This is a genomic window from Rhodanobacter sp. MP7CTX1 (assembly GCF_014205795.1).
GTDB lineage: Bacteria > Pseudomonadota > Gammaproteobacteria > Xanthomonadales > Rhodanobacteraceae > Rhodanobacter.
In genome coordinates this window covers 222,925-248,328 of record NZ_JACHCN010000004.1, presented here as the reverse complement: position 1 = coordinate 248,328, position 25,404 = coordinate 222,925, and the positions used below count along the sequence as shown (strand labels likewise).

Sequence of the window (25,404 nt, the reverse complement as noted above, 5' to 3'; positions counted from 1 at the left end):
GACGGCGTTGCACAAGCCGCGACAAGACGGTCTGGAGAACGATACGAATGAACTACGCAAGCCCGGTTTCAAAAGGCAAATCCGCCACTGTCAGCGCGCGCATCTCGCCTGTCGGCGGGCTGGATGTGCTTTCCCGCAATGAAGTGGCGCGATTGCGTGGCGCCAGTGACTCAGGTCTGCATGCGCTGCTGTGTCGCTGCGCGCTGGCGGTGCTGACCTCAGGCAGCGTCACCGACGATCCGCGCGCCATCCTCGAGCAATATCCGGATTTCGATATCCAGGTATTGCAGCAGGATCGCGGCATCAAGATCGAGCTCAGCCATGCGCCGGCACAGGCGTTTGTGGACGGCCAGATCATCCGCGGCATCAACGAGCTGCTGGTCGCGGTGGTGCGCGATATCGTTTATGTGGCGACGCAGCTCGAGCAGATTGGCTTCGATCTGGAGGGGTCGGCGGGCCTGACCCAAGGCGTGTTCGAGATCCTGCGCAATGCGCGCATCCTGAAGCCGCACATCGATCCCAACCTGGTGGTGTGCTGGGGCGGCCACTCGATCGCGCGCGAGGAATACGACTACACCAAGATGGTCGGCTATCAGCTCGGTCTGCGCGGGCTGGATATCTGCACGGGTTGCGGCCCGGGCGCGATGAAGGGCCCGATGAAGGGCGCAACCATCGCACACGCCAAGCAGCGCCGACGCAACAATCGCTACATCGGCATTACCGAGCCGGGCATCATCGCCGCCGAATCGCCGAATCCGATCGTGAACCAGCTGGTGATCATGCCGGACATCGAGAAGCGGCTCGAGGCGTTCGTGCGCATGGGCCACGGCATCATCGTGTTTCCCGGCGGCGTCGGCACCGCTGAAGAGATTCTCTACTTGCTCGGGATTCTCCTGCACCCCGACAACGCCGGCACTCCGTTTCCGTTGATCTTCACCGGACCCAGGGAATCGGCGGCCTACTTCGAGCAGATCGACCGCTTCCTGCGGCTCGCGCTGGGCGACGATGTGGCACAGCGCTACCAGATCATCGTGGACGATCCCGCCACGGTGGCGCGGACGATGATCAAGGGCATCGACAAGGTGCGGCATAACCGGCTGGACACCAAGGATGCGTTCTTTTTCAACTGGGCGCTGCAGATTCCCGTTTCGTTCCAGACACCGTTCCAGCCTACGCACGAGGCGATGCGCGCGCTGCAGATTCGGCACGATCGTCCGCGGCATGAATTGGCGGCGGATCTACGCCGCGCGTTCTCCGGCATCGTCGCCGGCAATGTGAAGGAAGAGGGTGTGCAGGCGATCGAGAAGTGCGGTCCGTTCGATATCGACGGCGATCCGGACATCATGCGCGCGCTGGACAAGCTGTTGCAGGCGTTCGTCGAGCAGCACCGGATGAAGCTTCCCGGCGGTGCCGCGTACGTGCCGTGCTACCGGGTGCGCACGACCTGAAGAAATTATGCGGCGATCTGCTGTCAATGGCTTGACAGCTCGCCGCACCGACGACAAACTACGCAGCTCACGCCCGAATAGCTCAGCTGGTTAGAGCACTTGACTGTTAATCAGGGGGTCGCTGGTTCGAGTCCAGCTTCGGGCGCCATATACAGGTTTCAGGACACCATCGTCCCGCGAAGCCAAGAAAACCCCGCTGCGGCGGGGTTTTTCATGTCCGTGGTAGCTCAGCCAACCGATTCCGAGGTATTCGCGCGCATGCCAGAAGAAATTGAGGTTGATACGGACAAACTTCGTGAGTCGATTGCCGACGAGATTGAGCACGAAGGCGGGGATCTGCTTCGTTCCATTGCACTGAGCACGGCTCTGTTCGCGGCGCTTGCGGCGATTGTCGCGCTGCAGGCCGGCAGCACGGTAAACGAAGCGCTGGTCCTCAAGAACGAGGCCACGATCCAGCAAGCCAAAGCCTCGGACAGCTGGACGTATTACCAGGCCAAGGGTCTGAAGGCCGCGATGGCGCGCAGCGCGCGGGAGCCCTGGTTGGCGCAGGACAAGGCGCCCCCGGCCAACCTCGCCGATGAAGAAGCGCACTATCTCGCGGAGCAGCGCGAACTCAAGCTCAAGGCAGTCGAGTTCGAGCGCGAACGTGACGAAAAGTCGGCCGAAGCCGATCACATGCTGCACCAGCACGATCGTTTGGCGGAGTCGGTGGCATTTCTGCAGGTCGGCATCGCGCTCGGCGCGGTGGCCGCACTCACGCGCAAACGCCTGGCTTGGTGGGCTTCACTTGCGTTAGGGGTGATAGGCGGGCTGTTGTTCGCCTATGCGTTCGTTGGCGTGCACTGAGTCCGCGCCCGTTTGGCGATGACCCTTCGGCTTGCCAGGTCTCTGTTCCTGCTTGCGCACGTTGCGATCAACGCAATGTTGGCACCCGGCATGTGCGCCTTAAAGAGATAGCCGCCTCAGCTCGTCGCCGCGCCGATGCTCGATTAACGCCTTCGCCCTGGCCACCCGTGGCTGGATGTCGGCGAGTAGTCCATTTGTATTGAAACCATTGCCCGCAGAGGCGCTGCTCAAAGCATAAAGCCATGGCGTGGGTGCGGATTGAGCATCCATCGCGCGATAGGCGCAGGCGCATAGTTCGCGCAACCTGCTGCGCTCTTCGTCCATGTCGAAGAGCAACTCGCGAACGGCTCGCCATCCTTCGAATTTCACCGAAGCGTCGCCGGAGGCGATTGCTTCAACGACTTCTTTACTTGTGGACATGACGTTTCTCCCTGCGGGATGCGCAGCGTTGGAGTATCTCGAAGCTGACGCGACGAAACGGTGAGTGCTCCTCACGGCACCGTCACAAGTTATTGATTCATAAATGTAAATCATCAAACGTTCACGGTGGGAATGGAACCCGATAGGCATTCCGGGTATGCGTAAGAGAGGAGCCTGATACGTAACGGCCTGGTGCATTGGGCTCTACGAGGTAAGTCGCATGACCATCTCCTTGCTCTTCCTGGTTACTTTATTGATTCCCTCAGTCGCCGCAGCGGCAGATCAGCGGATCGTGTTCTCGGGCGCGATCGTTGAACCCACCTGCGGCGTAGGCGCCTCACAACGCACGACTGGGGCGCCGCAGCGATTGACCTGCGCCGTGTCCAGCCATGCAACGACCAACCCGATCTTTGGACTGACCACTCGGAGTTTGTCGGGACAGGAGTCGGATCATGTGCTGGAGTACTTCGACGCCTACGTCAAGGCAGGTCGCCCTGATGCGGTGGCTCCGACGTTGCTGACGCAGACTTACGACTGATGCTGCCGCTAACAACGGCCGGCTAGTCCTGGTGCACGCAACTCTCGGTCTGCTCAGCGTTTGCCCGGCCACTACGGATGCGGCCGCTGCTCGAGACAATGACGCTCAGCACGTGATCGGTGCTGCCCCGTTGGCAAAACAGCAGCGTGATATTGCTGCCGCGTGCGCTGCCGTCGGGGAGAAAGCGCACGAGGTGCCGGCCAGCGGTGCCCTGGACGGTGAGGTTGCCGCTGTAGCCACGACCCACGCGCAGCGGCCCGTGCTCGGGTTGATTGTCGCCATTCTGGAACAGCAGCCAGCCGTTCTCCCAGTGAAGTTCGTTGCTGCAGTGGGCGCCATCGCGGGTAGGGCAGAGCAGCGTACGTTTGCCGGTAGTGAGGGCGGTCTCGCGGGCATATTGCAGGGTGGCGATGACATCCGACTGCGCGATCTGCTGCTGGTTTTGGGTCAGCAGCTTTCGCAACGAAGGTACGGCCATACCGGTCAGTATTCCGACGATGGCCAGCACCATGATCTGCTCGATCAGCGTCGTGCCTTGTTGCCTGCAATGAAACCCGACAAGCTGCCGCAGGGTCATGGCGTCGCTCCTGCGTTGCCCGGGCCGTCCATGCTAGGTCCTTGGCGCAGCGCCGCATGCCGCTGAATGATGGCGTTGTTGTGGGCATCTGCTGACACCAGCTGTCAGCAGGGCAGATTTAAAATGGGACATCGGACCCACATATGTCATCGATGACTGACCGCTTTCAACTCGTATCCCCCTACCAGCCCGCCGGCGATCAGCCGTTGGCGATTCAGCGTCTGTCCGAAGGCTTCGAGGCTGGCCTGGCTGCGCAGACCCTGCTGGGCGTCACCGGATCAGGCAAGACCTACACGATCGCGAACGTGATCCAGCAGGTGCAGCGGCCGACCATCGTGATGGCGCCGAACAAGACCCTGGCGGCGCAGCTGTATGGCGAGTTCAAGGAGTTTTTTCCGCACAACGCGGTGGAGTACTTCGTCAGTTACTACGACTACTACCAGCCGGAAGCCTACGTGGTGGCGTCGGATACGTTTATCGAAAAGGACGCCTCGATCAACGAACACATCGAGCAGATGCGGTTGTCAGCGACCAAGGCATTGTTGTCGCGGCGGGACTCGATCATCGTCGCTACGGTGTCGGCGATCTACGGCCTGGGCAATCCTGAAGACTATCTGTCGCTGCGGCTGATCCTGGCCAAGGGCGAGCGGATCGACCAGCGCAAGCTGATCCATCAGCTGACCGAGTTGCAGTACACCCGCAACGAGATGGAATTGCGTCGCGGCACTTACCGTGTCCGTGGCGAAATCATCGACGTGTTTCCCGCCGAATCGGAGATCGAGGCGCTGCGCATCGAGCTGTTTGATGGTGAAGTGGAAAACCTCTCGCTGTTCGATCCGCTGACCGGCGAAACAGTACGTAAGGTGCAGCGCTATACGGTCTATCCCCGGACGCACTACGCCAGCACGCGCGAGAGCGTGCTGAATGCCATCGAGACGATCAAGCCCGAGTTGAAAGACCGGCTGGAGCAGCTGTACCAGGACAACAAGCTGGTCGAGGCGCAGCGACTGGACCAGCGCACGCGCTTCGACATCGAGATGATGGCCGAGGTCGGCTATTGCCAGGGCATCGAGAACTACTCGCGCCATCTCACGCGGCGTGCGCCCGGCGAGCCTCCGCCGACGTTGTTCGACTATCTGCCAGCAGACGGGTTGCTGGTGGTGGACGAATCGCACGTCACCGTACCGCAGCTCGGCGCGATGTACAAGGGCGACCGCTCGCGCAAAGAGACCCTGGTCGAATTCGGTTTTCGTCTGCCATCGGCGATGGACAACCGGCCGCTGAGGTTCGAGGAGTGGGAGGAGCGCGTACCCCGCGCGATCTATATTTCCGCCACGCCACGCGCGTACGAACTGGAGAGGTCCGGTGAGGCCGTGGTCGAGCTGCTGGTGCGCCCCACCGGCCTGGTCGATCCGGAAGTGGAGGTGCGCCCGGTGCGCACCCAGGTCGATGACCTGCTCGGTGAAGTGCGCAAGCGCGTGGCGATGGGTGATCGTGTGCTGGTCACCACGCTGACCAAACGGATGGCTGAAAATCTCACCGAATATTTGTCCGAACAGGACGTCAAAGTGCGTTACCTGCATTCGGACATCGAGACGGTCGAGCGCAGCGAAATCATCCGCGATCTGCGTCTGGGTGAGTTCGACGTGCTGGTCGGCATCAACCTTTTGCGCGAAGGGCTGGACATGCCCGAGGTGTCGCTGGTGGCGATCCTCGATGCTGACAAGGAGGGCTTCCTGCGCTCCACCGGCTCACTGATCCAGACCATCGGGCGCGCCGCGCGCAACGTGCGCGGCAAGGCGATCCTGTACGGCGACACGATCACTCGCTCGATGCGTGCGGCGATGGATGAAACCGAACGCCGTCGTGAGAAGCAGGTTGCCTGGAATCTGTCGCAGGGCATCACGCCGACCACGATCGTGCGACGGATCGCCGACATCATGGAAGGGGCGCGCAGCGAGGCCGGCAATCGTCGTGGCAACAAACCATCACGCAGCCGCGCCGTGGCCGAGCAGGGCGCCGAGTATGCCGCGCTCAACCCCCAGCAGGCGGCGGGTATGCTGAAGAAGATGGAGGCGCAGATGTACAAGCACGCGCAGAACCTGGAGTTCGAGGATGCCGCCCGGCTCCGCGATCAAATCCACCAATTGCGCGAAAAGGCGCTCATGCTCTGAGATCCTGAACGGGTTGTGATGGCGTGCCAGCGGTGCTGGGCCGGCCATCAACCCCCAGTGGTGGCTGGATGTTGTCGTGCGTCCGCCGCTCCCGTATAATTCGCTGCTCGCGAGGGCAACCGAAGCGAAACGGGCAGTTAGCTCAGCGGTAGAGCACTTCCTTGACATGGAAGGGGTCACAAGTTCGATCCTTGTACCGCCCACCAATTCGAACAAGCAAAAAGGCTACCCTCAAGGGTGGCCTTTTTGCTTTTGCGCCCCTTGCTTCCTCCCCTGCTGGCAGGGGAGGGGTGGGGTGTAGACGCTCTTTGTCCGAAGCGAAGAACAAAATCACCCACTCCCAGTCTCCCCTGCGACCGAAGGGAGTCCCTTTTTCGGGGCATGCGTGGGGAGGCGCGAAGTGACGGCTCGCGCAGCCAATGACACTTCCCGCTCATTCTGAGATGCTGTGGCGCAAAGGGGCCTTTGGGGGAATTGATGACTGCGGACGCTTTCCTGATCGCCATGACGATCATCTTCAGTGTTCCGTTCCTGATCTGGCGATTGGCGCGCACCGACTATTACGCGCCCCTGGTCGTCGTGCAGATCATCACCGGCATCCTGCTGGGTCCGGGTATCCTCGGCGCCATTTTTCCCAGCTATTACCACACGGTGTTCAACCCCCCGGTCATTCAGGCACTCAATGGCGTGGCTTGGTGGGGAGTCATGGTGTTTGTGTGGATAGCTGGCATCGAACTGGACTTGAAGGCGGTTTGGGTCGAACGACGCGAGTGCGGTACGACGGCTGGCCTTGCGCTATGCGTTCCGCTGTTGTTCGGCTGTGCCGCGGCAATGGGCCTGCTGGCCTGGCGAGATGGCTGGATGGGCGCAGCGGCGACGCCGTGGCAGTTCGTGCTCGGCGTGGGTATGTCATGTGCCGTGACGGCGCTACCGATCCTCATTTTGCTGATGGAAAAGCTCGGTATCCTGCGCGAGCCATTGGGTCAGCGCGTCCTTCGGTATGCCAGCCTGGATGATCTGGCGATATGGGCCGTACTCGCGCTCATCCTGCTCGACTGGCAGCGGGTTGGAACGCAAGCAGCGTTCCTGTTGCTGTTCGCGCCCGTGGCGTGGGGCATCCGCCGATTGATGCAATGGATGCCTGAATCGGACCGTTGGTATGTCGGGCTGATCTGGCTGGCTGGCTGCGGCTATGCGGCTGATCGATCGGGTCTGCACTACATGGTCGGCGCCTTTCTTGCTGGCGCCGTGCTCGATCGGCAATGGTTCAACCAGGATCGGATGGACTTGCTCCGCCGACATGTTCTGCTGGTGATCATGCCCGTGTTTTTCCTGTCGACCGGCCTTCGGACCAACTGGAATGTCGGGGGCGCCTCAGTGTTTATTGCCGCCCTGGTGCTGTTGTTGGCCTCGGTTGGCGGCAAGCTGGCCGGTGTACATATCGCGGGCCGGATACTGGGCTGGGCGAAGGGTGATGGGTGGACCATCGGCTGGCTGCTGCAGACCAAGGCGCTGATCATGATCATCTTCGTCAATATCCTGCTTGACCGAAACCTGATCTCGGGCGCGACATTCACTGCCCTATTGTTGATGGCGGTTGCCAGCACCATGCTGACGGTACCCATCGTCAGCCCGCGCCTGGCCTGGGCAAAGCGACCACCGCCATACTCCTAGGCAGCGTTTGGCAACCTCCCAGCGAGCGGAACAACGTCGCGGCGATGGCGTTGGTCAACGACCGCACGTATAGCGTGGGCGATCTTCGTCGAACCTATGGGCGTGCATTCTGCACGCTGACAATCACATGTATTCTTCGCAGTCTGTCAGTACGGCACGGCGGCAGGCAGCGCTGTTGCCGGGTTGGTTACCTGTCCCACCTGCCAGTGAATCGAGCTCATGCAATCCATTGAAACCCTGATCAACGACGCGTTCGAGCGTCGCAACGAACTCGGCTCGACCGAGATCGAAACCCACCTTCGCCCGGCCATCAGCCAGGTACTCGACCTGCTCGAATCGGGTGAGCGCCGCGTCGCCGAGCCGGATGGCCAAGGTGGCTGGACGGTCAATCAGTGGTTGAAGAAGGCGGTGCTGCTGTACTTCCGCATCAACGACAACTGCGTGGTCGATGGCGGTTCAGCGCTGGCGTTCGACAAGGTGCCGCTGCGCTTCGGCCACGGCAATGACCACGAGCTGCAGCAGCTCGGCGCACGCGTGGTGCCTGGCGCGTTGGTGCGCCGTGGTGCGCACATTGCGAAAGACGCGGTATTGATGCCGAGCTACGTGAATATCGGTGCCTACGTCGGTGCGGGCACGATGGTCGACACCTGGGCCACGGTCGGCTCCTGCGCGCAAATCGGCGCGGGCGTGCACCTGTCCGGCGGCGTCGGCATCGGCGGTGTGCTGGAGCCGTTGCAGGCCAACCCGACGGTCATCGAAGACAACTGTTTTATTGGCGCGCGCTCCGAAGTGGTCGAGGGTGTGATCGTGGAGCAGGGCAGCGTGATCGGCATGGGCGTGTTCCTCGGTCAGTCCACCCGGATCTACAACCGCGCCACCGGCGAGGTCAGCTACGGCCGCGTGCCCGCGGGCAGTGTGGTGGTAGCCGGCAACCTGCCGGCGAAGGACGGCACGCACAGTTTGTATGCGGCGATCATCGTCAAACAGGTGGACGCAAAGACGCGCAGCAAGACCGGCATCAACGAATTGCTGCGGGCTCTGTAGGAGCGCACCCTGTGCGCGATGGGATTTGCAACGAAACTGATCGCCCACAGAGCCTGCCCCGGACTCGATCCGGGGGTGGGCTCCTACAGGAAGTTCGTATGACTCAACCAACGATCTACGGCCTGCCCAATTGCGATACCTGCAAGAAGGCGCGCAACTGGCTCGCCCGTTTCGAGGTGGAACACGTATTCGTCGATTACCGTGCGAATCCGGTTCCGGCGGCCACGTTGAAGTTGTGGGCGCAGCAGCTCGGTGGTTGGGAGAAGCTGGTCAACAAGGCCGGTACGACGTGGCGCAACTTACTCCCGCAGCGCAAGAACCCGGGCAGTGATCCGGAGTGGACGTTGCTGCTGAAGGAATACCCTGCGCTGATCCGTCGCCCGGTAGTCGCGAAAACTGACGGCACGGTGAGCGTGGGTTTTACCGACAATGGTTTCAAGAAGTTGTTTCTGCCATGAACCAGGGCGAAGATCTTGAACTGGCGATACATCGCGGCGACGTCCTTGAGCTTGCCATCGACCTGATCCGTCGGCGCTCGGTAACCCCGGAAGACGCAGGTTGCCTGGCGCATATCGGCGAACGCCTCGCGCGGGCAGGGTTCCGTGTGGAGCACCTGCGCTACGGCGAGGTAGACAACCTGTGGGCAACCCACGGCGAGCAGGGACCTACGCTGGCCTTCCTGGGTCATACCGACGTGGTGCCGAGTGGCCCGGAAGCGGCATGGCAAAGCCCGCCATTCGAACCGACGATTCGGGATGGCCATCTATACGGCCGCGGCGCGGCCGACATGAAGGGGTCGGTAGCGGCGATGGTGGTGGCGCTGGAGCAGTTCGTCGCGGCGCATCCGAAACATCGCGGCCGAGTCGGCCTGCTGCTGACCAGTGACGAGGAAGGGCCGACGAATCTCGATGGTGTGCGCAAGGTGGTGGAACACTTTCGCGCTATCGGCGAGCGCATCGACTGGTGCGTGGTGGGCGAACCCTCGTCGAAGGAGAAGCTTGGCGACCTGATCCGCGTCGGTCGGCGCGGCTCCCTGTCCGGCACGCTCAGCGTACGCGGCGTGCAAGGCCATGTGGCGTATCCGGAGAAGGCGCTGAATCCGATCCATGCGTTTGCGCCTGCGCTGGTGGAACTCGCCGCCGAACGTTGGGACGAAGGCAACAGCGACTTTCCGCCGACCTCGTTCCAGGTCTCCAACCTCAACGCGGGCACCGGCGCGAACAACGTGATTCCCGGTGAACTGAACGCGCTGATCAACTTCCGCTACTGCACGGCCAGCCGCGCGGAGGATCTGCGCGCACGCACCGAGGCGATCCTTCACCGGCACGGCCTGGATTTCGCGCTGGAGTGGAATCTCTCTGGTGAACCGTTCCTCACTCCTCCGGGCGGCGTGCTGCGCGAGACGGTAGTGGCGGTGTGCCGCGACCTCTGCAATGTCGATCCCGAACAGAGCACTGGCGGCGGCACCTCCGATGGCCGCTTCATCGCGCCGATGGGTGCCGAGGTGGTTGAGCTCGGACCGATCAACGCGACGATCCACAAAGTAGATGAGTGCGTGGCAGTGGCGGACCTGGAGCGGTTGCCGGCGTTGTATCAGGCTATCTGTGAGCGGTTGCTGGGCTGATCAGAGCTTGCTGTGCTCCACCTGACGCTCGCGTTGCATCAGCGTCCACTCCGCGTGCTCGGTGAGTGCCGCATCGCCGAGTGAAAGCAGGATTTCGCGCTGCTCCACGGGGTCGTCCGTGCTGTCCAGCGCAGCGCGCGCGCTGGTGAAGATGCGCTGCATGAAGCGGTACTGCCGGATCAGTTCCTTGTCGGCTTTGCGGTAAGCGTAAGCCTCCCGTACCGCGGCAATGATCGACAGCACCGCCATGATCATCACCAGGACGGTCTTGGCGTCCTGCGGAAGCACGATGACAAAGGCGGCGAGGAATACGCTGATGGCGATGCCGCCCCACAGGCTGATCGACCCGATCGCTTCGGTAATGTGATGTACACCGGTGCGCTCGACGGTCTTTCGTTCGTAATAGTGCAGCTGTCCGGATTTCCCGGATTCGCCGACCCATTCCGCAATGACGCTGGCCAGCGCTGCGGGTGTGGGCTCCATCGTGGCACTCGCCGGGCACAGACCGGCGGCGCGCATCACATTGCGAATCCAGCCCAGTTCGATGTTCTGCTTCTGCAGGAAGTTTTCATGCGCAAACTCATGATCGCTGCTTGCCGAGATGCCCGCGCGCCGCCAGTACGACTGTATCCGCAGGCCCTCCGCCAGGGCGCGGTAGTCCAGATACTTCCGGTGCCAGCCGCGACGACGGGCGAGCACAGCCACCAAGCCGCCACTCGCGAACAAAAACAGAAACAAATAGATCAGATAGTCCTGCTCTGTCAGGTGCGCATAGAACGTGAAGGCAATACCCATCAATGCCGCGATGGTATAGGTCAGTCGCATCGCCATCAGCACGCGCCTCTGGAAATGCATCGCCAGCCAGTCGGCGGCATGGAACAGGCTATCGATAGCCACGGTGGTATTCGATTGCGAGTCCTGGCGTGTATTCGCCGCGGCCTCGATATCTTCAGCGTATCGGTCGCACTCCGCGTTGAACTCTGCCATGCGCGCGAACATCAACTGGAACTCCTCCGGCATCCGGGTATCCGCTGTATCGACGGTGCGCCACAACGTCTGCAGCGGTAGCAGACCAGCGGCTACGGTATCGTCGGCGCCATCGCGCGAGCAGACGATGTGATAGAGCAGACTCTCGTCGCCACCGCCGAGTATATGGCGCGTATCGCGACGTCGATCGATCAGGCCAGGCAATGCGCCGCTCAGGTGATACTTCACGATTTGTGCAGTGCCACCGAGTCGACCCGTCTCCTTGCCGTCCCAGATCGCCAGCAGGATATGGCAGTGACTGGCGATATACACGCCGGCCTTGGCGTACTGACGGTCACGTGCCATCCCCGGCGATCCGATCGCCAGCCGCGACTGTGCCATCAGCTGCGGTAACCGCACAATCTCGGCCTGGCTGCACAGCGCATCGAAATTTGCACGGATGACCGGGTCCGGAAAGTCGTCGACATAGAGCTCCCGCGGCAGGGGCAGTGGTGCGACCAGCCGTGCGCCGGCGGCGAGCCCTTCTTGCGCGACCAGTTGATCGCCGCCCTCGGCCAAAGCTGACAGCACCACCAGTGGCAACTCGGGGAAATTACGCTTGAGCTGCGCAAAAAACTCCCGCACGCGCTGGCGGATCGGCTCCATCTCGTGCGCGGGCATATTGCGGTGACTGGTTACGCCGACAACCAAGGGAGTCATGGTGGCTTCCTGGTGATGGAAGATGTGCACGAGGGAATATACGCGGCCGTGCAAACCCCTGCTCCAGGGGGAGCCGTTGCCGGTGCCGCCCTAACGGAACCGGGCGAATTCTGCTTGATATCCGGGCTGGTATTTATGCGAGCCCGCGCTAGTTATTTTTTATCCTCGGTTCGGTGCTTGTATTTGGAACGTCACCGCCCCCTTCCTGGGGCTCTTGCTCGGGTTCGCGCACGGGGTCTTCGTGCTCGTCTTCGTCTGGCAGGGAATTTCGGGTTTGATTGCTGTTCTTCGACATGATGGTCTCCAGAAATGATTGAAGTAAATCTGGGGTGGCTGTGCCTGCGCCCTTGCGTTGACGCGACATGACGAGAGGCGCGTCGCGCTGGCTCCTTCATCAATGGCATGGAGTTTGGCTGCTTAAGGCATTACCACGGCTCGCAAGTTTAGCTATCCACTCATGACTCACCTCCTGGGCTTTGCCGGTCGATTTCGCGTGAACGAAATTAATTGTTTTTGATCCGGGGATTCGTGTTTTGGGCTGCGGCCGTCACCACGGTGGTTGTGTAGACGGTTCCATTGATCCTGGCGCGCAGGATGTAGGTCCAGATTCCCGCGGTGCCGGGGCCGGTGTGGTGATCAAGTACCTTCAATTGATTGTTCGCGGGCAAGAAGGGCGCGCCGAAGATGCCTTGGTGTGGCTGCTCTCCGGTCCAGGCGAAGCCAAGCTCGGGTCCGAAAAGCGGAAGGAACGTGCCCGAGGAGGCTTCACCCATCAGCGTCCACACGATGCCCTGCGGATTGGGGCCGGAGTTCAAATAGTTCGGGTGGTTAACTTCATCGACGTGGAGATATGGCTGGGCACCGCTTCGGTTCAGGGTGACGCTCAGCAGGGTGTCGATATTTGGCATGGTGCGCTCCTGTGGTGTAAGGGTTGGGACGAGCTCGTTGGTTCGTACCGCCGTTGCCTCTGCTCGGTTGCATGGTCTTACGGGTGATCGCCCCGGCCAGTGACTGCCAGCAACTTTTGCTGGAAGGCTGCATTGACCGGGTAGGCGATCTGCGCGCGCTGCAAGATCGCGACGAACGCCGCATCGCGGTAGCCGCTGCTCCACAATGGCTGGATTGCGGACTGCGCTTCTGCTTTTCTACCTAGTGCCAATAGCGCCTCGACGCGCAGCGCCACCAGGCGCGGATCGCTGCTGCCGCTTCTTATGGCTTGCATTGTGTTCAATGCGTCGTTGCTCAAAGTCTGTGCGGCCTGTGCGTCACTGCTTACCGTTGCCAGCAACAGCTTTGCGCCCATGGCCGCCAGCAAGGTCGCGCGATCATCGGGTTGCTTGGCGCGCAGCGGGTCGAGGATGGCCAGCGCGGCCTGCGCCTGCGTGTGCGCCACGTCCGCCTCACCCGCAGCGCGCGATAGCGCGGCTTGCGCAATATGTGCCTCGGCGAACTCGCGCTGCCATCCCACGTTTGCCGGATCCTGTTTCGTCAGGACACGAAAGATGGCCAGCGATTGTGCGGTCAGCGCCTGCGCCGCAGGCAGATCGCCGCTTAGTCGGCGCAACCGGGCTAACTGCGAGGAATACAGCGCAAGATCTTCCTGAAAATCAGTGTTGCTCGGATCGACCTTGGTCAATTGCGTCGACATGTCGACCGCTTGCTGCAGATCGCGCATGCCCGTTTCGATGTCGCCAGTCAGGGCCTGTGTGCGCCCCAAAATGGCGTGCACTTTGACCATGTTGTTGCGCTTGTCATTGTCCCGGGGGTCGCGTGCGGCCAGGGTAGCCTCGATCGCGTCATCGGCGGTGTACTCGGCGACGGCCGTTGCAAGATCGCCGCGCATCAGGGCCAATTTGCCGAGATTGTTGTGCGCATCGCCCAGTTGGTCTGCCCAGTCGGTGTTGTCGGGCTTGGCCGCAACCAGCTGCTGAGATAGCGCAAGCGTGCTCCGGTAGGGGGCGAGTGCCTCGTCGAGTCGGCCCCTTGCCTCGAGCACGTGACCGATATTGTTGTCGACCGTCGCCAGCTGGAACTGCAATGACAGATCATTTGCACCCGTCGGCACAGCACGCTGCAGGACTGTCTGCGCCGATTCGAAACTCTGTTGCGCCAGGTCGAGTTGTCCCTGATCCCAATGGGTCATGCCGATGTACGCCAGGATTCGCCCATAAACGAGCTGTCGCTTGGTGTCTGCGGGTTTCGCCTCGGCCAGTGTGGCAGCGAGCTTCGAGGCTGCCTGAAACGATGTCATGGCTGCCGACAAGTGGCCCTGGTTCAGCCGCACTACGCCGATTTTTTCCAGCGTCTTGGCGCGCTGCGCCAGTGCCTCGTCGGTGACATCGGTCGTCGGTAGCGATTGGAAATAATCCATCGCGTGATCGTCGACGGCTTCCATGATGTCCTGGCGCGCCACCTGCGCCAGCTTGTCGTTGAGGTCACCGAGCATGAAGTCGACCAGGGCCTCTGCCTGCTTCTGGCGACGCTCGGCGGCGTGGCTGGCGACCACGGCGGCGTGCCGCGCGATAACAGCCATGATGGCCAAGGTGGTCGTAACCGCCATCACGATCAGCGCCAGCGTGGCCAGCGCTGCCATGCGTCGGTTGCGCCGCTGCAGCTCGCGATGCTTCAGTGCATCGAAGCCGATATCCAGCATGCCGGCGATCAGCTTCAATTTGGCGTTGGTCTTGCCGTCCTTGCCAGGCCGCGCATCGGCGGCAATCGGTTCGGTCGGACGGTCGGTCAACCTGCCACCGGCATCGACGGTGAAACGCAAGGCCTGGGCAAAGCATTCCTCGGTCTCGCGGCCGGGCAGGGCGGTCGCGTTGGGTTCACCGTCGGCGATCAGGCAAAAGATGTTTTCGCTGCGGCCGAGCTGCTTGAACGCCAGCACTTCCTCGTTGACCCAATGCGAGGCGGCCGAGCGCGGCGAGCAGATCACGATCAGATTCGCGGACTGCGCCAGCGCCTCGTTGACCTTGCGGCCTAGATCGGTCGCGCTGGCCAATTCGTCGCGGTCGCGGAAGATCGGTGCGAGGCGTTTGGGGATCACCCCGGCCGCAGTGGTCTGGCCGACCAGCCGCTTCGGGATCGCATAGGTTTCCAGCGCCTTGTGCAGCCAGCCCGCCCAGGATTTGTCCTGGTGGCTGTAACTGATGAAGGCGCGGTACCGGAAATCCGGTATCACGGAGGCCTGCGTCATGACACACCGCACTCCCGCACGTGGTCACGCACTCCCTTGCGGGGAAATCCCCATTAACTCAACCGGTTATCAGGCATCGGTCGACCTGGGCGCAATAGTCAGTGCCCACGAATTCTGAACGATAGCACGTAATAATGTGATGCACGTCACATTAACTTGTGCCGGGAATGGCGCTTTGGCGAGTGCCGGGTGCGCCGATCAAATTGATTCGGCGCACTGGATGCTCCGACTTCTACTCATTTGGGTTTGTTATGGATCTCTGGATCGCCATTGCCGACATGAGTGACCGAGGGCCAGGTGATCTCCTCGGTACCGACCCATAGCGTAAGCACGTACGGGTAGGTTCCGTCACCGCTGATGGTGTCGGTACAACTGACTATGTTGTTGCCCGAGTTGTAGGCAGGTGTGGTCAGCGGCGCATGGGTGCCCACAAACGAGACCGGCGTGGTGGAGTCAAATGTGAAAGCGACACTGCCGGTGCCAGTACCGGCCTGCCAGACAATGCTGCCGTCGCTATCCACGTTGAGTTTGTTGGGCGATACCGTAACGTTGTAGTTGCTTGAGCTGCCGGTAACCGTGACCGTGATCGTCGTGGACATGGGAATCTCCTCGCAGTAGTTGCGGACGCGGCCGGAATGGTCATGTCCGTGACAGCATCAATTCAATGTGGCGTCGTCGCCTCCGCCGACACGGCGATATCGCGACTCGCATGCAGCGAATGGCAAGGGGTTGCATCGATCGATTGCAGGTACTGCGCATCGCGATACCCGAGCTTGTCCAACTTGGCGATGACCGGGGTAGCCTCACTGGTTTTGCCGAGCAGGCACAGAGCTACAGCGCGCGGTTTCAAAAACGCGAGTCGGGGATCCGACGCTGGCCCGTTCGCTTGCTCGAGTATCTTCAGCGCGGTTTCCCAGTGAGCGGTCGCACCGGGCAGGTTACCGCTCGCCATCTGCAATTGCCCGAGCGTGATGTCACTCTCCGCCAGCAGAGGCGGTGCCCGTGAATAGTCGCTGTGTTTCTGCATGACCGCGCCGATCAGACTGCGCGCCATTTCGGCACTCGCGCTCGCTGATGAAACGTCGCCCTTTTTCCATGTCAGACGCGAGAGCTCAAGATGGCTTTCCGCAAGATTCGCCTGCCAGGCGGGTTCATCGGGCACTTTGGCGACGAGCTGTGTATAGATCGTCAGCGCATTGCGCAGCAGTTGTTCGGCACGCGCGGCATCACCGTTCATGCGCAACCCATGCGCGAGGCCGCGACTGTAACTTGCCACGTCGCTGATGACGTCCGTGCTGGTCGGATCAGCCGCGAGCAGGCGATTGCCGATGGTGAGGGAGTTCTCAAGTGCAGCAACGGATGCGGACCCCTGGCCACGCGCCTGCATCACTTTGGCCAGCATGGCGTTGGCGCGTGCGAGGTACAACTGCACTGAATTGTCGTTTGCATCTTGCTGTGCCAAGGGCTGCCATATCGCCAGCTCCTGCGACGCATCGCCTTGTGCGGCAGCGAGATCACCCAGCGAATAGGAAATGCCGGCAAGATTGTCATACGCGTGGCCGAGCTCGGTGCGATAACGGCGATCGTCCGGAACGACCTCGACCAGTTTGCGATAGATCTGCAACACGATCCCGTACTCCTTCTGCGCCTCGGACAATTGTCCGCGCTCTTCCAGCACATGACCGATGTTGTTGTGCAGCCAACCCAGATGTTTCAGCCAATCCAGCTTTTCCGGATGCTCCCTGACGACGCTTTCGACCAGGGGCGCGGCCATACGAAACTGGAGCAGCGACTGCGGTAGGTCGCCGTGATCCCAAGCCACCATGCCGAGCCATGAATAGCTGTCGGCAAGCGCTATCTGCCATTGCGGGTTGTGCGGATAGCGCGCCACCAAGGGCTGCATCAGTCGCTGCGAATCTTCGAACGCGCGACGTGCCTCGGGGAGTTTCCCCTGCTCCTCGCGCACGCTGCCGATGAGTTGCAACGCTTTGGCGCGTTGCGCCAGCGAGTCTTTGGTCACCTCGGACTCGTCCAGCGAGCTGAAATATCTCATGGCCTTGTCGGCGACGTCGTCGATGATGTCCAGATGGTTGACAGCTTGCAGCTTGGTATTCAGATCACCGAGCATGAAGTTGATCAAACCTTCGGCCTGGTTCCGTTCGTGTTCGGCGAGGCGCTGGGCGCGAAAGGCGACGACGGCGAGCGCGGTGGTCATCAGCATCACCACCAGGGCCAGCGCGGTAATCGTGACCATGCGTCGGTTACGCCGTTGCAGTTCGCGTTGCTTGAGTGTGTCGAAGCCGACGTCGAGCATGCCGGCGATCAGCTTCAACTTGGCATTGGTCTTGCCGTCCTTGCCCGTGCGCGCATCGGCCGCGATGGGTTCGGTACGTTCGCGGCTCAATGCACCGTCGGCACCAAGCTGATAACGCAATGCGTTCGCAAAACATTCCTCGGCATCGCGGCAGGGGGACTCGGTGGCATTGGGTTCACCGTCGACGATCAGGCAGAAGATGTGCTCGCTACGGCCGAGCCGCTTGAACGCCAGCACTTCCTCGTTGACCCAGCGCGAAGCAGCCGAACGCGGCGAGCAGATCACGATCAGGTTTGCCGATTGCGCCAGCGCTTCGTTGACCTTGCGGCCGAGATCGGTAGCGCTGGCCAGTTCGTCGCGGTCGCGGAAGATCGGTGCGAGGCGTTTGGGGATCACCCCGGCCGCGGTCGTCTGGCCGATCAGTCGCTTCGGGATCGCGTAGGTTTCCAGCGCCTTGTGCAGCCAGCTCGCCCAGTACTTGTCCTGGTGGCTGTAGCTGATGAAGGCGCGGTACCGGAGATCCGGCATCACGGAGGCCTGCGTCATGACGCACCGCTCTCCCGCACGAGTCACGCTCGTCCCTGTGCCGGGAAGTCCCCATTCACTCGGCCGGACAACAAACTCCGGTCAACCGAAGCGCCTTGGTGCGCGCCTGCTCATTCAGGACGATAACAGCAAAATGTGGCGTGCGTCACATTTTTGGGACGGGCCATGCTGTGCTCCCTCCATTGCTCGCCCCGAAGAAGGGATTCCCTGCGGTCGCAGGGGGGGGGGCTCTTCGCCGAGCAAGATCAAGAGCTTCCCCCCCCTCCCAGCCTCCCCCTGCAAGCAGGGGGAGGAGCAAGACCGGCCGTGCTCCCTCGCCTGCACGCAGGGGAGGGTTGGGGTGGGGTGCTTTTCGCCCAGGAAGATCAAGAGCTTCACCCCTCCCAGCCTCCCCCTGCAAGCAGGGGGAGGAGCAGGACGAGGAGCGCTCTGATCATGCGAGCGTCGGACGCTACGGTTCCAGCATCAGCGTGTGCTGATCCGTTCCCGGTAGCAGAGGCGTGGGACGCCCATGTACCCAGTCTTCGTGTCCGGCGCCGTAGTAGGGCGACAGCGGGTTGTCGCTCTGGCCGGCGGGCATTTCGAGGATGCCCTGGGCTTCGTGGCCGGGGGCTACGTCGAGGCGCTCGGAGGCGCCGAAGCCGGAGGCGGCTACCCGCGGCATGTTGTTGTCGCCGGGCAAGGGTTGATCGGGCATGTCGAGGTAGTGGCCGAGCCAGCCGGGCAGGGCGGCAGACAATGGATGCTTGATCCCGCTGCGATTGACCTCTCCCCAACTGCGTGAGACCAGACCGCCAGGTTGCTGGCCAAGTTCGCTCACCACCTGTTTCGCAGCAGCGGTGAGCAATGCGTGCCAATCGCGATACTGGGGATCGAGCAGATGCGCCGGGTGTGTATTGACCATGGCCCACACCGCCGCTTCGGTGCTGTTCTCGCTCGGCCAGACGAAATCGCCGTGGCTCTGCTTTACCTGCGCGACAAAGGGCGCTAGCGCCATTTCGGTGGCTTGCGTACGGAATGCGCGCACGAGACGGTAATCGACACTTTCAACGGCGGCACGGCCGCGCCATTGCGCAGTGAGTTTCCGCAGCTGGATCAGCGCTGGATCAGTACTGTCGGACAGTGTGTCCTGCAACAGAAACTGCCAGCGACTCATGAAGATCGCGTGGTCGTCCAGCTGGATGCCGAGCAGGTCGCCAGGCCCGAACTTGCTGCTCGCATACAGATCGTCGCGAATCTGTTGTGCGCGCGCACCCAGGTCGTGGCCACCGTCGCCCAGCAGGGCCAGCTCGCTGCCACCGACGGTACGGTTGTTGGCCGTCCATAGCCGGCCATCGGCGGGATCTTCGATGCGCGGGTATTGCGACGGTGCCGCCCAGCCTTGCCAGCCGCTACCCGCACTGGACCAGTCCGCCGGCAGCAGCGGATCAACGCCGGCGCGCAACGGAATGCCGTTGCCGGCGAGCGTCCAACCGATATGTCCGGCATGATCGGCGACCAGCAGGTTCTGCGGTGGCATGCCGAATTGGGGTGCGAGATCCAGCGCCGCGTGCACGTCCGGCGTGTGCTCGAGTTGCATCAGCAGGACGTTGTAGCCGCGTGGTTGATCGGCGATCCAGGAGAGCGCCAACGGGGTGCCGTCGACATCGCTGGCCATGATCGGTCCCCAGCGGGTGTCCTCGACTTTCAGGATCGTGTCCGGCTTGCCTTTGACCTGGATGTGCTCGTCGTGGCTTTCGACGGTGGCCCAGCCTTCGGGCACCTTGTAGCGGGCGGAGTCAGCCGGATCGCGCAGCACGCGCACCCAGTCAAGCCAGTCGCCATAGCTGTTGGTGAAGCCCCAGGCGATCTGGCCATTGGAGCCGACGATGATGGCGGGGGTGCCCGGCAGGCTCACACCGTTGACGTCGCGTTGGCCCTGTGGCGCGCTCGGATCGGGGTAGCGCAGACGCGTGCGGAACCAGATGTTCGGTACGCGCAGGCCCAGGTGCATGTCGTTCGCGAGCATCGCCGCGCCGCTGTCGGATAGCGAGCCAGCGACGGCGAAGTTGTTGCTGCCAGGGCGCAGAGCGTCGCTGGCTGTTGCCAGCGCAGCCAGATCAGCCGTTGCCGTGGTGGATGTCGCTGCAGCCGGGAGATGGCGCAGGTCGAACACATCGGCAGCAGGGACGACCGGAGGATGCGACAGCTGGCCGCTGAGGGGTGCCTCCCAGTCAGGGTCGGGCGCCAGCAGAAAATCCACCAATGGGCCCGGCAGCACCGCGCGCATCTGGGCCAGCCGCAGTTCACGCTGGTTGCGACCGTCACCATTCAAATCCAGGTACATCGCAGCGATCACCAGCGCGCTGTCTTCCGATCGCCACGGCTGTGGTCGGGTGCCGAGCAGCAGGTATTCCCATGGCCGCACACGCAGGTCGGCGAGGCCCGCATTGACGCCATCGCGGTAGCGATCGAGCTGCAGTTTTTGCGCCGGTGGCAGCTGCGCGTAGGCAGCCTCGACGACGGCACGCAGGCGGTGCCGGCGGTGGTTCAGATCGGACGGGAGTGCAGCCGGGCCAACCAGTGCCGCCAACTCGCCGGCTGGCACACGACGCATCAGGTCCATCTCGAAAAAGCGTTCCTGCGCGTGTACGTAGCCGAGCGCGTAGCTCAGGTCCGTGCGGTTCTGGCCCTGCAGCGTGACGGTACCCAGCGCGTCGCGGCTGACGCTCACGCTGGCGCTCAAACCGGGTAGTTGATGTTGACCATCGAGGCGGGCGCGACTGCCGCCAAGCAACCACCAGCCGGTGGTGAACGCAAGCAGCAACAGCACCAGAAGCGCCAGCAGCAAGTCACGCCATACGCGCCATCGTCGTGTCGTCATTGCGCGACAAACACGGCAAAGATACCGGCGTACGGCTTGACCATAAACGGTGGCGAACCGGCGTAGCCCTCGCCGTCGACATACACCTGCGAAATGGTGCCGTCCAGGTACAGCGCATCGCGGCAACCGAGCTGATCGCGGAATAGCCGTCCAAACGAATGGAAGTTCACAGGTGCCTCACTCACCGCGAATACGGCTTGGGTCGGTGTCTTCATGCATACCCCGCTGCGCCATTTCAGGCTGTCTGAATCGTCGACGAATTGTTCGTTGAGCTTGCCGTCGATCAACAGCATCGGGCCAGATTGAGTGGCCCATTGTGCAGGCTTGCCATCAGCCTTGAAATCACTGCTGGTACGCACCGCGGCGTGGCCGTCCGGATACACCGCGAACACGCCATTCGGCAGCAGCGAGAAATTGCCGGAGGCGGGATTGCCGTGTGACAGATTCAGCGGAACCACGGTTTTGCCGTCTTCTACATACAGGCCCAGTGGCGCGAACTGTTTGTCGTAGATGCCGGCGTTGGTCGCAAAAAGCAAACGCTTGCCGCGGGCTTCGCCCCATTGGCGCAGGGTTTCGATGCTGGCAAAAGGTTGGCCGCTCTGCGGATCGCGCCAGTGCAGGCTCAATGGCTCACGCGCGAGATCCAGACGGACAACACGGTAAATCTGGCCATCGAAGGTCAGCTCGCTGCTGTCCAGTGCGCGCGCGCTGGAGCCGCAGCCGAGCAGTCCGGCGAGCAAGATGAAGGGGAGTAGCCAGCGCAGCGGCTGACGGCCGTGGAAGGCGCGAAGGGAAAGCGGGATCGATGGTCGCATCTGTCGATGGTCGCCGGCTGGTCGATCCTGCGCAAGCCCGACGGTCGCCGACCTCAAGAGCCTGTGTCCCAGGTCTCAGGGGTCCGACCCGGCAAGGATCGGGGCGTGCCGCTAGACTTGGGCTTCCCGTCGTTGAGTTCTCCCATGCCTTACAACCCCATCGTGGCCACGCTTGGCTATGTGCTGTCGCCGGATCGCAGCGAAGTGCTGATGATTCATCGCAATGCACGCCCGGACGATCAGCACCTGGGCAAGTACAACGGCCTGGGCGGCAAGATGGAGCCAGGTGAGGACATCGCCGCCTGCATGCGACGCGAGATTCTGGAAGAGGCCGGCATCACCTGCGAGTCGATGCAGTTGCGCGGCACGTTGAACTGGCCGGGTTTTGGCAAGCATGGCGAGGACTGGCTCGGCTTCATCTTCCTGATCGATCGCTACGCGGGCATGCCGTTGCAGGCGAACGCGGAAGGCACGCTGGAGTGGGTGGCATTGCAGCGGTTGATGACGCTGCCCATGTGGGAAGGCGATCGTCACTTCCTGCCGCTGGTGTTCGATGCCGATCCGCGACCGTTCCACGGCGTGATGCCGTATCGCGACGGTCGCATGCAGTCGTGGTCGTTTACGCGCCTGTAGTATCGGGCCCGCAGTGTCGGCCTCGCGGTGTCAGGCCCGCAGTGTGAGACTCGCCAGTGAGCGATCCCGCGTTGGCGCAGAAGATCAGAAGCCGTGGTTGTGGTAGTTGCCGAAGTTGCCCTGACCCTGGTTGACGCTGATCGAAAAGCCGACACTTCCGGTCGGGTGATCGCAATCGCCAAACGTCTTGGTGACGTTGACTTCACCGCCCTCCCAAGTGCTGGTGCCTACGTGGCTACCGCTGACCACGCCGGTACTGACGCTGCCGTGTACCTGGGGATCGTTGAACTTGGAGTCATCGCAGGCTTGCGCGCTGGCGATGCCGGCATCGGTGCTGCCGCTGGTGTCGCCGTAATACACGCCTGGTGCCGGTTTGGCGGGAGCAGCGCCGGGGGCTGAGTTCGCGGCAGAGACCGCTGTCGAGCCTGCGGGGGCGGTTGAGCTGGAGCTGGCGGGCTTCGCCGTGGTCGCACTGGAGGCGGGCAGGTTGCCGGGCAGCTTGAGGTTCAGCGGCTGGGTGGTTTGCGCCCACGCCGAAGTAACCAGCAGTGCGCCTGCCATGACACTGATCAGCCATTTGATGTTCATACAAGCTCCGGGGATATCACGTATTCAACGCACGATGCCGCGAGGCGTGCACATCCCTGTTGGTGTGCATGATAGCGCAGGAAGTTCCTGCCGCCGCGTACGGGAGCCTGTTCATGAACAGGCTCCCGAGTCAGTCTCAAGCTGTCGTCTCGATCCGTTCGACCCGGCGCAGACCGCGCGGCAGCAAGCCGCCACGGCTGGCGCGAGTGCCGCCGTATTCGACCAGGTCCGACCATTTCAGGGTGAGCTTGCGCTGGCCCGCGTACAGGGTGACCTCACCCTTGCCCTCGGCGACCACCGCCACGCCCGCCACGCGTTCGTCGCCGCTGACGAGTTTCGCCTTCGGGACCTCGATCAGCTTGTTGCCCTTGCCCTTGTCCAGCTCCGGCAATTCGGCCACCGAGAACATCAGCAGATGGCCTTCCGTCGTGACAACCACGACGCGGTCGCGTGCCGGGTCGGTGCTGATTTGCGGCGCCAGCACTTTCGCCTTGTCGCTGAGGCTGATGATCTGCTTGCCGGCCTTGTTGCGGCTGGTAAGCGCCTCGAAGCGGGTGACGAAGCCGTAGCCGAAATCCGTGGCGAGAATCAGCCGCGTATCGTTGTCGCCGGCGATAACCGCGTCGAAGCTGGCGCCCGCCACGGGACTGAAGCGTCCGGTCAGCGGCTCGCCGTTGCCTCGGGCCGAGGGCAGCGTGTGGGTCGGCGTGGAATAGCTGCGTCCGGTGGAATCGATGAATGCCACCTGCTGGGTGGTGCGTGCCTTGACCACCGCGAGCAGACCATCGCCTTCGCGGTAGTTCAGGCCTTCCGCGTCGATGTCGTGGCCCTTCGCGGCGCGTGCCCAGCCCTTCTGGCTCAGCACCACGGTGACCGGCTCGCTGACTACCAGCGCGCTCTCGTCCAGTGCCTGCGCGGCATCGCGCTGCACCAGTGGCGAGCGGCGTTCGTCGCCGAACTTCTCCGCATCGGCGCGCAACTCTTCCTTGATCAGGCTCTTCAGCTTGGCTGGCGATTTCAGCAGCACGCTGATCTTCGCGCGTTCTTCCTCGAGCTGGTCGCGCTCGGCGTTGATCTTCATCTCTTCCAGTCGCGCGAGCTGGCGCAATCGGGTTTCCAGGATGTAGTCGGTCTGCTCCTCGGACAACTTGAAGCGTGCCATCAGCACCGGCTTCGGCTCGTCCTCGGCGCGCACGATGCGGATCACCTCATCCAGGTTGAGGTAAGCGATGTGCAGGCCTTCCAGCAAGTGCAGGCGACGCTCGACCTTGGCCAGCCGGTAGTTAAGGCGGCGGGTGACCGTGCTGGTACGGAACGTAAGCCATTCGGTGAGGATGCGCTTGAGATCCTTCACCGCCGGACGGCCGTCCAGACCGATCATGTTGAGATTGACGCGGAAGCTCTTTTCCAGATCCGTCGTCGCGAACAGATGCTGCATCGTTTCGTCCGCATCGACGCGACTGGAGCGCGGCACGATCACCAGACGGATCGGATTTTCGTGATCGGACTCATCGCGCAGGTCTTCGATCATTGGCAGCTTTTTCGCGCGCATCTGCGCGGCGATCTGTTCGAGGATCTTCGACGGGCTAACCTGGTGCGGCAGCGCGGTGATCACGATGTTGCCTTCCTCGCGCTGATACACCGCGCGGGCGCGCACCGAGCCGGTGCCGTTCTGGTACATCGCCAGCAGTTCGCCACGCGGGGTGATGATTTCCGCCTTGGTCGGATAATCCGGGCCGCGCACGTGCTCGAACAGGTCGGCAACGGTGGCATCCGGATCGTCCAGCAGGCGAATGCAGGCACTGGCCAGTTCACGCAGGTTGTGCGGCGGGATGTCGGTGGCCATGCCCACCGCGATACCCATCGAACCGTTCAACAGCACGTGCGGCACGCGCGCCGGCAGCCAGCTTGGCTCGTCCATGGTGCCGTCGAAATTCGGCACCCAGTCGACCGTACCCTGGCCTAGCTCGGCGAGCAGTGCTTCGGCGATCGGGCTAAGCCTGGATTCGGTGTAGCGCATCGCCGCGAAGCTTTTCGGGTCGTCAGGCGAACCGAAGTTGCCTTGGCCGTCGACCAGCGGATACCGGTACGAGAACGGCTGCGCCATCAGCACCATGGCTTCGTAGCAGGAGCTGTCACCGTGCGGATGGAACTTGCCGATCACGTCGCCGATGGTGCGCGCGGATTTCTTCGGCTTCGCCGTGGCGGCCAGCCCCAGCTCGCTCATCGCGTAGATGATGCGCCGCTGAACCGGCTTCAGGCCGTCACCGACAAACGGCAGCGCGCGGTCGAGCACCACGTACATGGAATAGTCGAGGTAGGCCCGCTCGGCGTACTCCTTGAGCGGGATCTGTTCGTAATTGGCTTGCAGGTTCATGCGGTTACGTCTGATGAGTTACGCGCGGCGCGCGGATA

Annotated in this window: 20 protein-coding genes and 2 tRNA genes; 11 read left to right on the top strand and 11 right to left on the bottom strand. The window is 62.4% G+C overall.

Translation table 11 applies throughout. From position 1 onward, the window contains the following. Positions 1 to 47 precede the first annotated feature (47 nt). From ppnN to HDE77_RS07675, 3 genes are all read left to right on the top strand, one after another. The gene (ppnN, locus tag HDE77_RS07685) at positions 48 to 1,448 is read left to right on the top strand and encodes a nucleotide 5'-monophosphate nucleosidase PpnN (RefSeq protein ID WP_184416565.1); all 1,401 of its coding nucleotides are present in this window, start codon (positions 48 to 50) and stop codon (positions 1,446 to 1,448) included. A 71-nt stretch (positions 1,449 to 1,519) separates the two neighbouring features. After that, positions 1,520 to 1,596: transfer RNA gene (locus HDE77_RS07680), tRNA-Asn, on the top strand. Positions 1,597 to 1,661: 65 nt separating this feature from the next. Further along, positions 1,662 to 2,294: a DUF4337 domain-containing protein gene (locus HDE77_RS07675; protein WP_184416564.1), complete on the top strand. Its 633-nt coding sequence runs from the start codon at positions 1,662 to 1,664 to the stop codon at positions 2,292 to 2,294. Between the two features lie 99 nt (positions 2,295 to 2,393). Here HDE77_RS07675 and HDE77_RS07670 read toward each other — a convergent pair whose 3' ends face one another. Next, positions 2,394 to 2,714, bottom strand: a complete 321-nt coding sequence (locus HDE77_RS07670) for a hypothetical protein (protein ID WP_184416563.1) — start codon at positions 2,712 to 2,714, stop codon at positions 2,394 to 2,396. 220 nt (positions 2,715 to 2,934) lie between these two features. On the opposite strand from HDE77_RS07670, the gene HDE77_RS07665 reads away from it, so the two are divergent. Then, complete coding sequence (locus HDE77_RS07665; RefSeq protein ID WP_184416562.1) at positions 2,935 to 3,252, top strand: hypothetical protein; 318 nt, start codon at positions 2,935 to 2,937, stop codon at positions 3,250 to 3,252. Between the two features lie 22 nt (positions 3,253 to 3,274). On the opposite strand, the gene HDE77_RS07660 is transcribed toward HDE77_RS07665, so the two are convergent. Then, positions 3,275 to 3,829, bottom strand: a complete 555-nt coding sequence (locus tag HDE77_RS07660) for a GspH/FimT family pseudopilin (protein WP_255482587.1) — start codon at positions 3,827 to 3,829, stop codon at positions 3,275 to 3,277. A gap of 152 nt (positions 3,830 to 3,981) precedes the next feature. Between HDE77_RS07660 and uvrB the strand changes: the two genes are divergently transcribed. From uvrB to dapE, 6 genes are all read left to right on the top strand, one after another. After that, complete coding sequence (uvrB, locus tag HDE77_RS07655) at positions 3,982 to 6,003, top strand: excinuclease ABC subunit UvrB (protein WP_184416681.1); 2,022 nt, start codon at positions 3,982 to 3,984, stop codon at positions 6,001 to 6,003. 131 nt (positions 6,004 to 6,134) lie between these two features. Continuing rightward, positions 6,135 to 6,209 (top strand) — tRNA-Val (locus HDE77_RS07650). A gap of 271 nt (positions 6,210 to 6,480) precedes the next feature. Next, the gene (locus tag HDE77_RS07645) at positions 6,481 to 7,677 is read left to right on the top strand and encodes a cation:proton antiporter (protein WP_184416561.1); all 1,197 of its coding nucleotides are present in this window, start codon (positions 6,481 to 6,483) and stop codon (positions 7,675 to 7,677) included. 219 nt (positions 7,678 to 7,896) lie between these two features. Next, positions 7,897 to 8,721, top strand: coding sequence for a 2,3,4,5-tetrahydropyridine-2,6-dicarboxylate N-succinyltransferase (dapD, locus tag HDE77_RS07640; RefSeq protein ID WP_184416560.1), 825 nt, complete (start codon positions 7,897 to 7,899; stop codon positions 8,719 to 8,721). 98 nt (positions 8,722 to 8,819) lie between these two features. Beyond that, positions 8,820 to 9,179, top strand: a complete 360-nt coding sequence (locus HDE77_RS07635; protein WP_184416559.1) for a Spx/MgsR family RNA polymerase-binding regulatory protein — start codon at positions 8,820 to 8,822, stop codon at positions 9,177 to 9,179. Then, positions 9,176 to 10,345: a succinyl-diaminopimelate desuccinylase gene (dapE, locus tag HDE77_RS07630; protein WP_184416558.1), complete on the top strand. Its 1,170-nt coding sequence runs from the start codon at positions 9,176 to 9,178 to the stop codon at positions 10,343 to 10,345. The genes HDE77_RS07635 and dapE overlap by 4 nt, the downstream gene beginning before the upstream one ends. On the opposite strand, the gene HDE77_RS07625 is transcribed toward dapE, so the two are convergent. The 7 genes from HDE77_RS07625 to HDE77_RS07595 all read right to left on the bottom strand — a co-directional run bounded on the left by HDE77_RS07625 (position 10,346) and on the right by HDE77_RS07595 (position 21,768). Continuing rightward, the gene (locus HDE77_RS07625) at positions 10,346 to 12,031 is read right to left on the bottom strand and encodes a hypothetical protein (RefSeq protein ID WP_184416557.1); all 1,686 of its coding nucleotides are present in this window, start codon (positions 12,029 to 12,031) and stop codon (positions 10,346 to 10,348) included. It lies immediately after the preceding gene. A gap of 503 nt (positions 12,032 to 12,534) precedes the next feature. Next, positions 12,535 to 12,939, bottom strand: coding sequence for a hypothetical protein (locus tag HDE77_RS07620; protein ID WP_184416556.1), 405 nt, complete (start codon positions 12,937 to 12,939; stop codon positions 12,535 to 12,537). A gap of 77 nt (positions 12,940 to 13,016) precedes the next feature. Further along, entirely contained in the window at positions 13,017 to 15,230 is a 2,214-nt protein-coding gene (locus HDE77_RS07615; protein WP_184416555.1) for a toll/interleukin-1 receptor domain-containing protein, read from the bottom strand. A gap of 236 nt (positions 15,231 to 15,466) precedes the next feature. Further along, positions 15,467 to 15,829, bottom strand: a complete 363-nt coding sequence (locus HDE77_RS07610) for a hypothetical protein (RefSeq protein WP_184416554.1) — start codon at positions 15,827 to 15,829, stop codon at positions 15,467 to 15,469. A gap of 62 nt (positions 15,830 to 15,891) precedes the next feature. Then, positions 15,892 to 18,090: a toll/interleukin-1 receptor domain-containing protein gene (locus tag HDE77_RS07605; RefSeq protein WP_184416553.1), complete on the bottom strand. Its 2,199-nt coding sequence runs from the start codon at positions 18,088 to 18,090 to the stop codon at positions 15,892 to 15,894. A 451-nt stretch (positions 18,091 to 18,541) separates the two neighbouring features. Beyond that, on the bottom strand, positions 18,542 to 20,953 hold the full coding sequence (locus HDE77_RS07600; protein ID WP_184416552.1) for a penicillin acylase family protein: 2,412 nt from the start codon (positions 20,951 to 20,953) through the stop codon (positions 18,542 to 18,544). Further along, positions 20,950 to 21,768, bottom strand: a complete 819-nt coding sequence (locus HDE77_RS07595; protein ID WP_184416551.1) for a phosphodiester glycosidase family protein — start codon at positions 21,766 to 21,768, stop codon at positions 20,950 to 20,952. The genes HDE77_RS07600 and HDE77_RS07595 overlap by 4 nt, the downstream gene beginning before the upstream one ends. 144 nt (positions 21,769 to 21,912) lie before the next feature. Here HDE77_RS07595 and HDE77_RS07590 point away from each other — a divergent pair, with 144 nt between their 5' ends. Beyond that, positions 21,913 to 22,401, top strand: coding sequence for an 8-oxo-dGTP diphosphatase (locus HDE77_RS07590; RefSeq protein ID WP_184416550.1), 489 nt, complete (start codon positions 21,913 to 21,915; stop codon positions 22,399 to 22,401). Between the two features lie 84 nt (positions 22,402 to 22,485). On the opposite strand, the gene HDE77_RS07585 is transcribed toward HDE77_RS07590, so the two are convergent. Both HDE77_RS07585 and parC read right to left on the bottom strand, forming a co-directional pair. Beyond that, positions 22,486 to 22,989, bottom strand: a complete 504-nt coding sequence (locus tag HDE77_RS07585; protein WP_184416549.1) for a hypothetical protein — start codon at positions 22,987 to 22,989, stop codon at positions 22,486 to 22,488. Between the two features lie 136 nt (positions 22,990 to 23,125). Further along, complete coding sequence (gene parC / locus HDE77_RS07580; RefSeq protein ID WP_184416548.1) at positions 23,126 to 25,366, bottom strand: DNA topoisomerase IV subunit A; 2,241 nt, start codon at positions 25,364 to 25,366, stop codon at positions 23,126 to 23,128. Positions 25,367 to 25,404: the final 38 nt, after the last annotated feature.

Coding starts and splice junctions, on each gene's coding strand:
- HDE77_RS07595 (WP_184416551.1), bottom strand. CDS start 21,768: ATGCGACCATCGATCCCGCTTTCCCTTCGCGCCTTCCACGGCCGTCAG.
- ppnN (WP_184416565.1), top strand. CDS start 48: ATGAACTACGCAAGCCCGGTTTCAAAAGGCAAATCCGCCACTGTCAGC.
- HDE77_RS07625 (WP_184416557.1), bottom strand. CDS start 12,031: ATGACTCCCTTGGTTGTCGGCGTAACCAGTCACCGCAATATGCCCGCG.
- HDE77_RS07590 (WP_184416550.1), top strand. CDS start 21,913: ATGCCTTACAACCCCATCGTGGCCACGCTTGGCTATGTGCTGTCGCCG.
- HDE77_RS07615 (WP_184416555.1), bottom strand. CDS start 15,230: ATGACGCAGGCCTCCGTGATACCGGATTTCCGGTACCGCGCCTTCATC.
- HDE77_RS07660 (WP_255482587.1), bottom strand. CDS start 3,829: ATGACCCTGCGGCAGCTTGTCGGGTTTCATTGCAGGCAACAAGGCACG.
- dapD (WP_184416560.1), top strand. CDS start 7,897: ATGCAATCCATTGAAACCCTGATCAACGACGCGTTCGAGCGTCGCAAC.
- HDE77_RS07605 (WP_184416553.1), bottom strand. CDS start 18,090: ATGACGCAGGCCTCCGTGATGCCGGATCTCCGGTACCGCGCCTTCATC.
- HDE77_RS07610 (WP_184416554.1), bottom strand. CDS start 15,829: ATGTCCACGACGATCACGGTCACGGTTACCGGCAGCTCAAGCAACTAC.
- parC (WP_184416548.1), bottom strand. CDS start 25,366: ATGAACCTGCAAGCCAATTACGAACAGATCCCGCTCAAGGAGTACGCC.
- dapE (WP_184416558.1), top strand. CDS start 9,176: ATGAACCAGGGCGAAGATCTTGAACTGGCGATACATCGCGGCGACGTC.
- HDE77_RS07620 (WP_184416556.1), bottom strand. CDS start 12,939: ATGCCAAATATCGACACCCTGCTGAGCGTCACCCTGAACCGAAGCGGT.
- HDE77_RS07670 (WP_184416563.1), bottom strand. CDS start 2,714: ATGTCCACAAGTAAAGAAGTCGTTGAAGCAATCGCCTCCGGCGACGCT.
- HDE77_RS07635 (WP_184416559.1), top strand. CDS start 8,820: ATGACTCAACCAACGATCTACGGCCTGCCCAATTGCGATACCTGCAAG.
- HDE77_RS07665 (WP_184416562.1), top strand. CDS start 2,935: ATGACCATCTCCTTGCTCTTCCTGGTTACTTTATTGATTCCCTCAGTC.
- uvrB (WP_184416681.1), top strand. CDS start 3,982: ATGACTGACCGCTTTCAACTCGTATCCCCCTACCAGCCCGCCGGCGAT.
- HDE77_RS07675 (WP_184416564.1), top strand. CDS start 1,662: ATGTCCGTGGTAGCTCAGCCAACCGATTCCGAGGTATTCGCGCGCATG.
- HDE77_RS07585 (WP_184416549.1), bottom strand. CDS start 22,989: ATGAACATCAAATGGCTGATCAGTGTCATGGCAGGCGCACTGCTGGTT.
- HDE77_RS07645 (WP_184416561.1), top strand. CDS start 6,481: ATGACTGCGGACGCTTTCCTGATCGCCATGACGATCATCTTCAGTGTT.
- HDE77_RS07600 (WP_184416552.1), bottom strand. CDS start 20,953: ATGACGACACGACGATGGCGCGTATGGCGTGACTTGCTGCTGGCGCTT.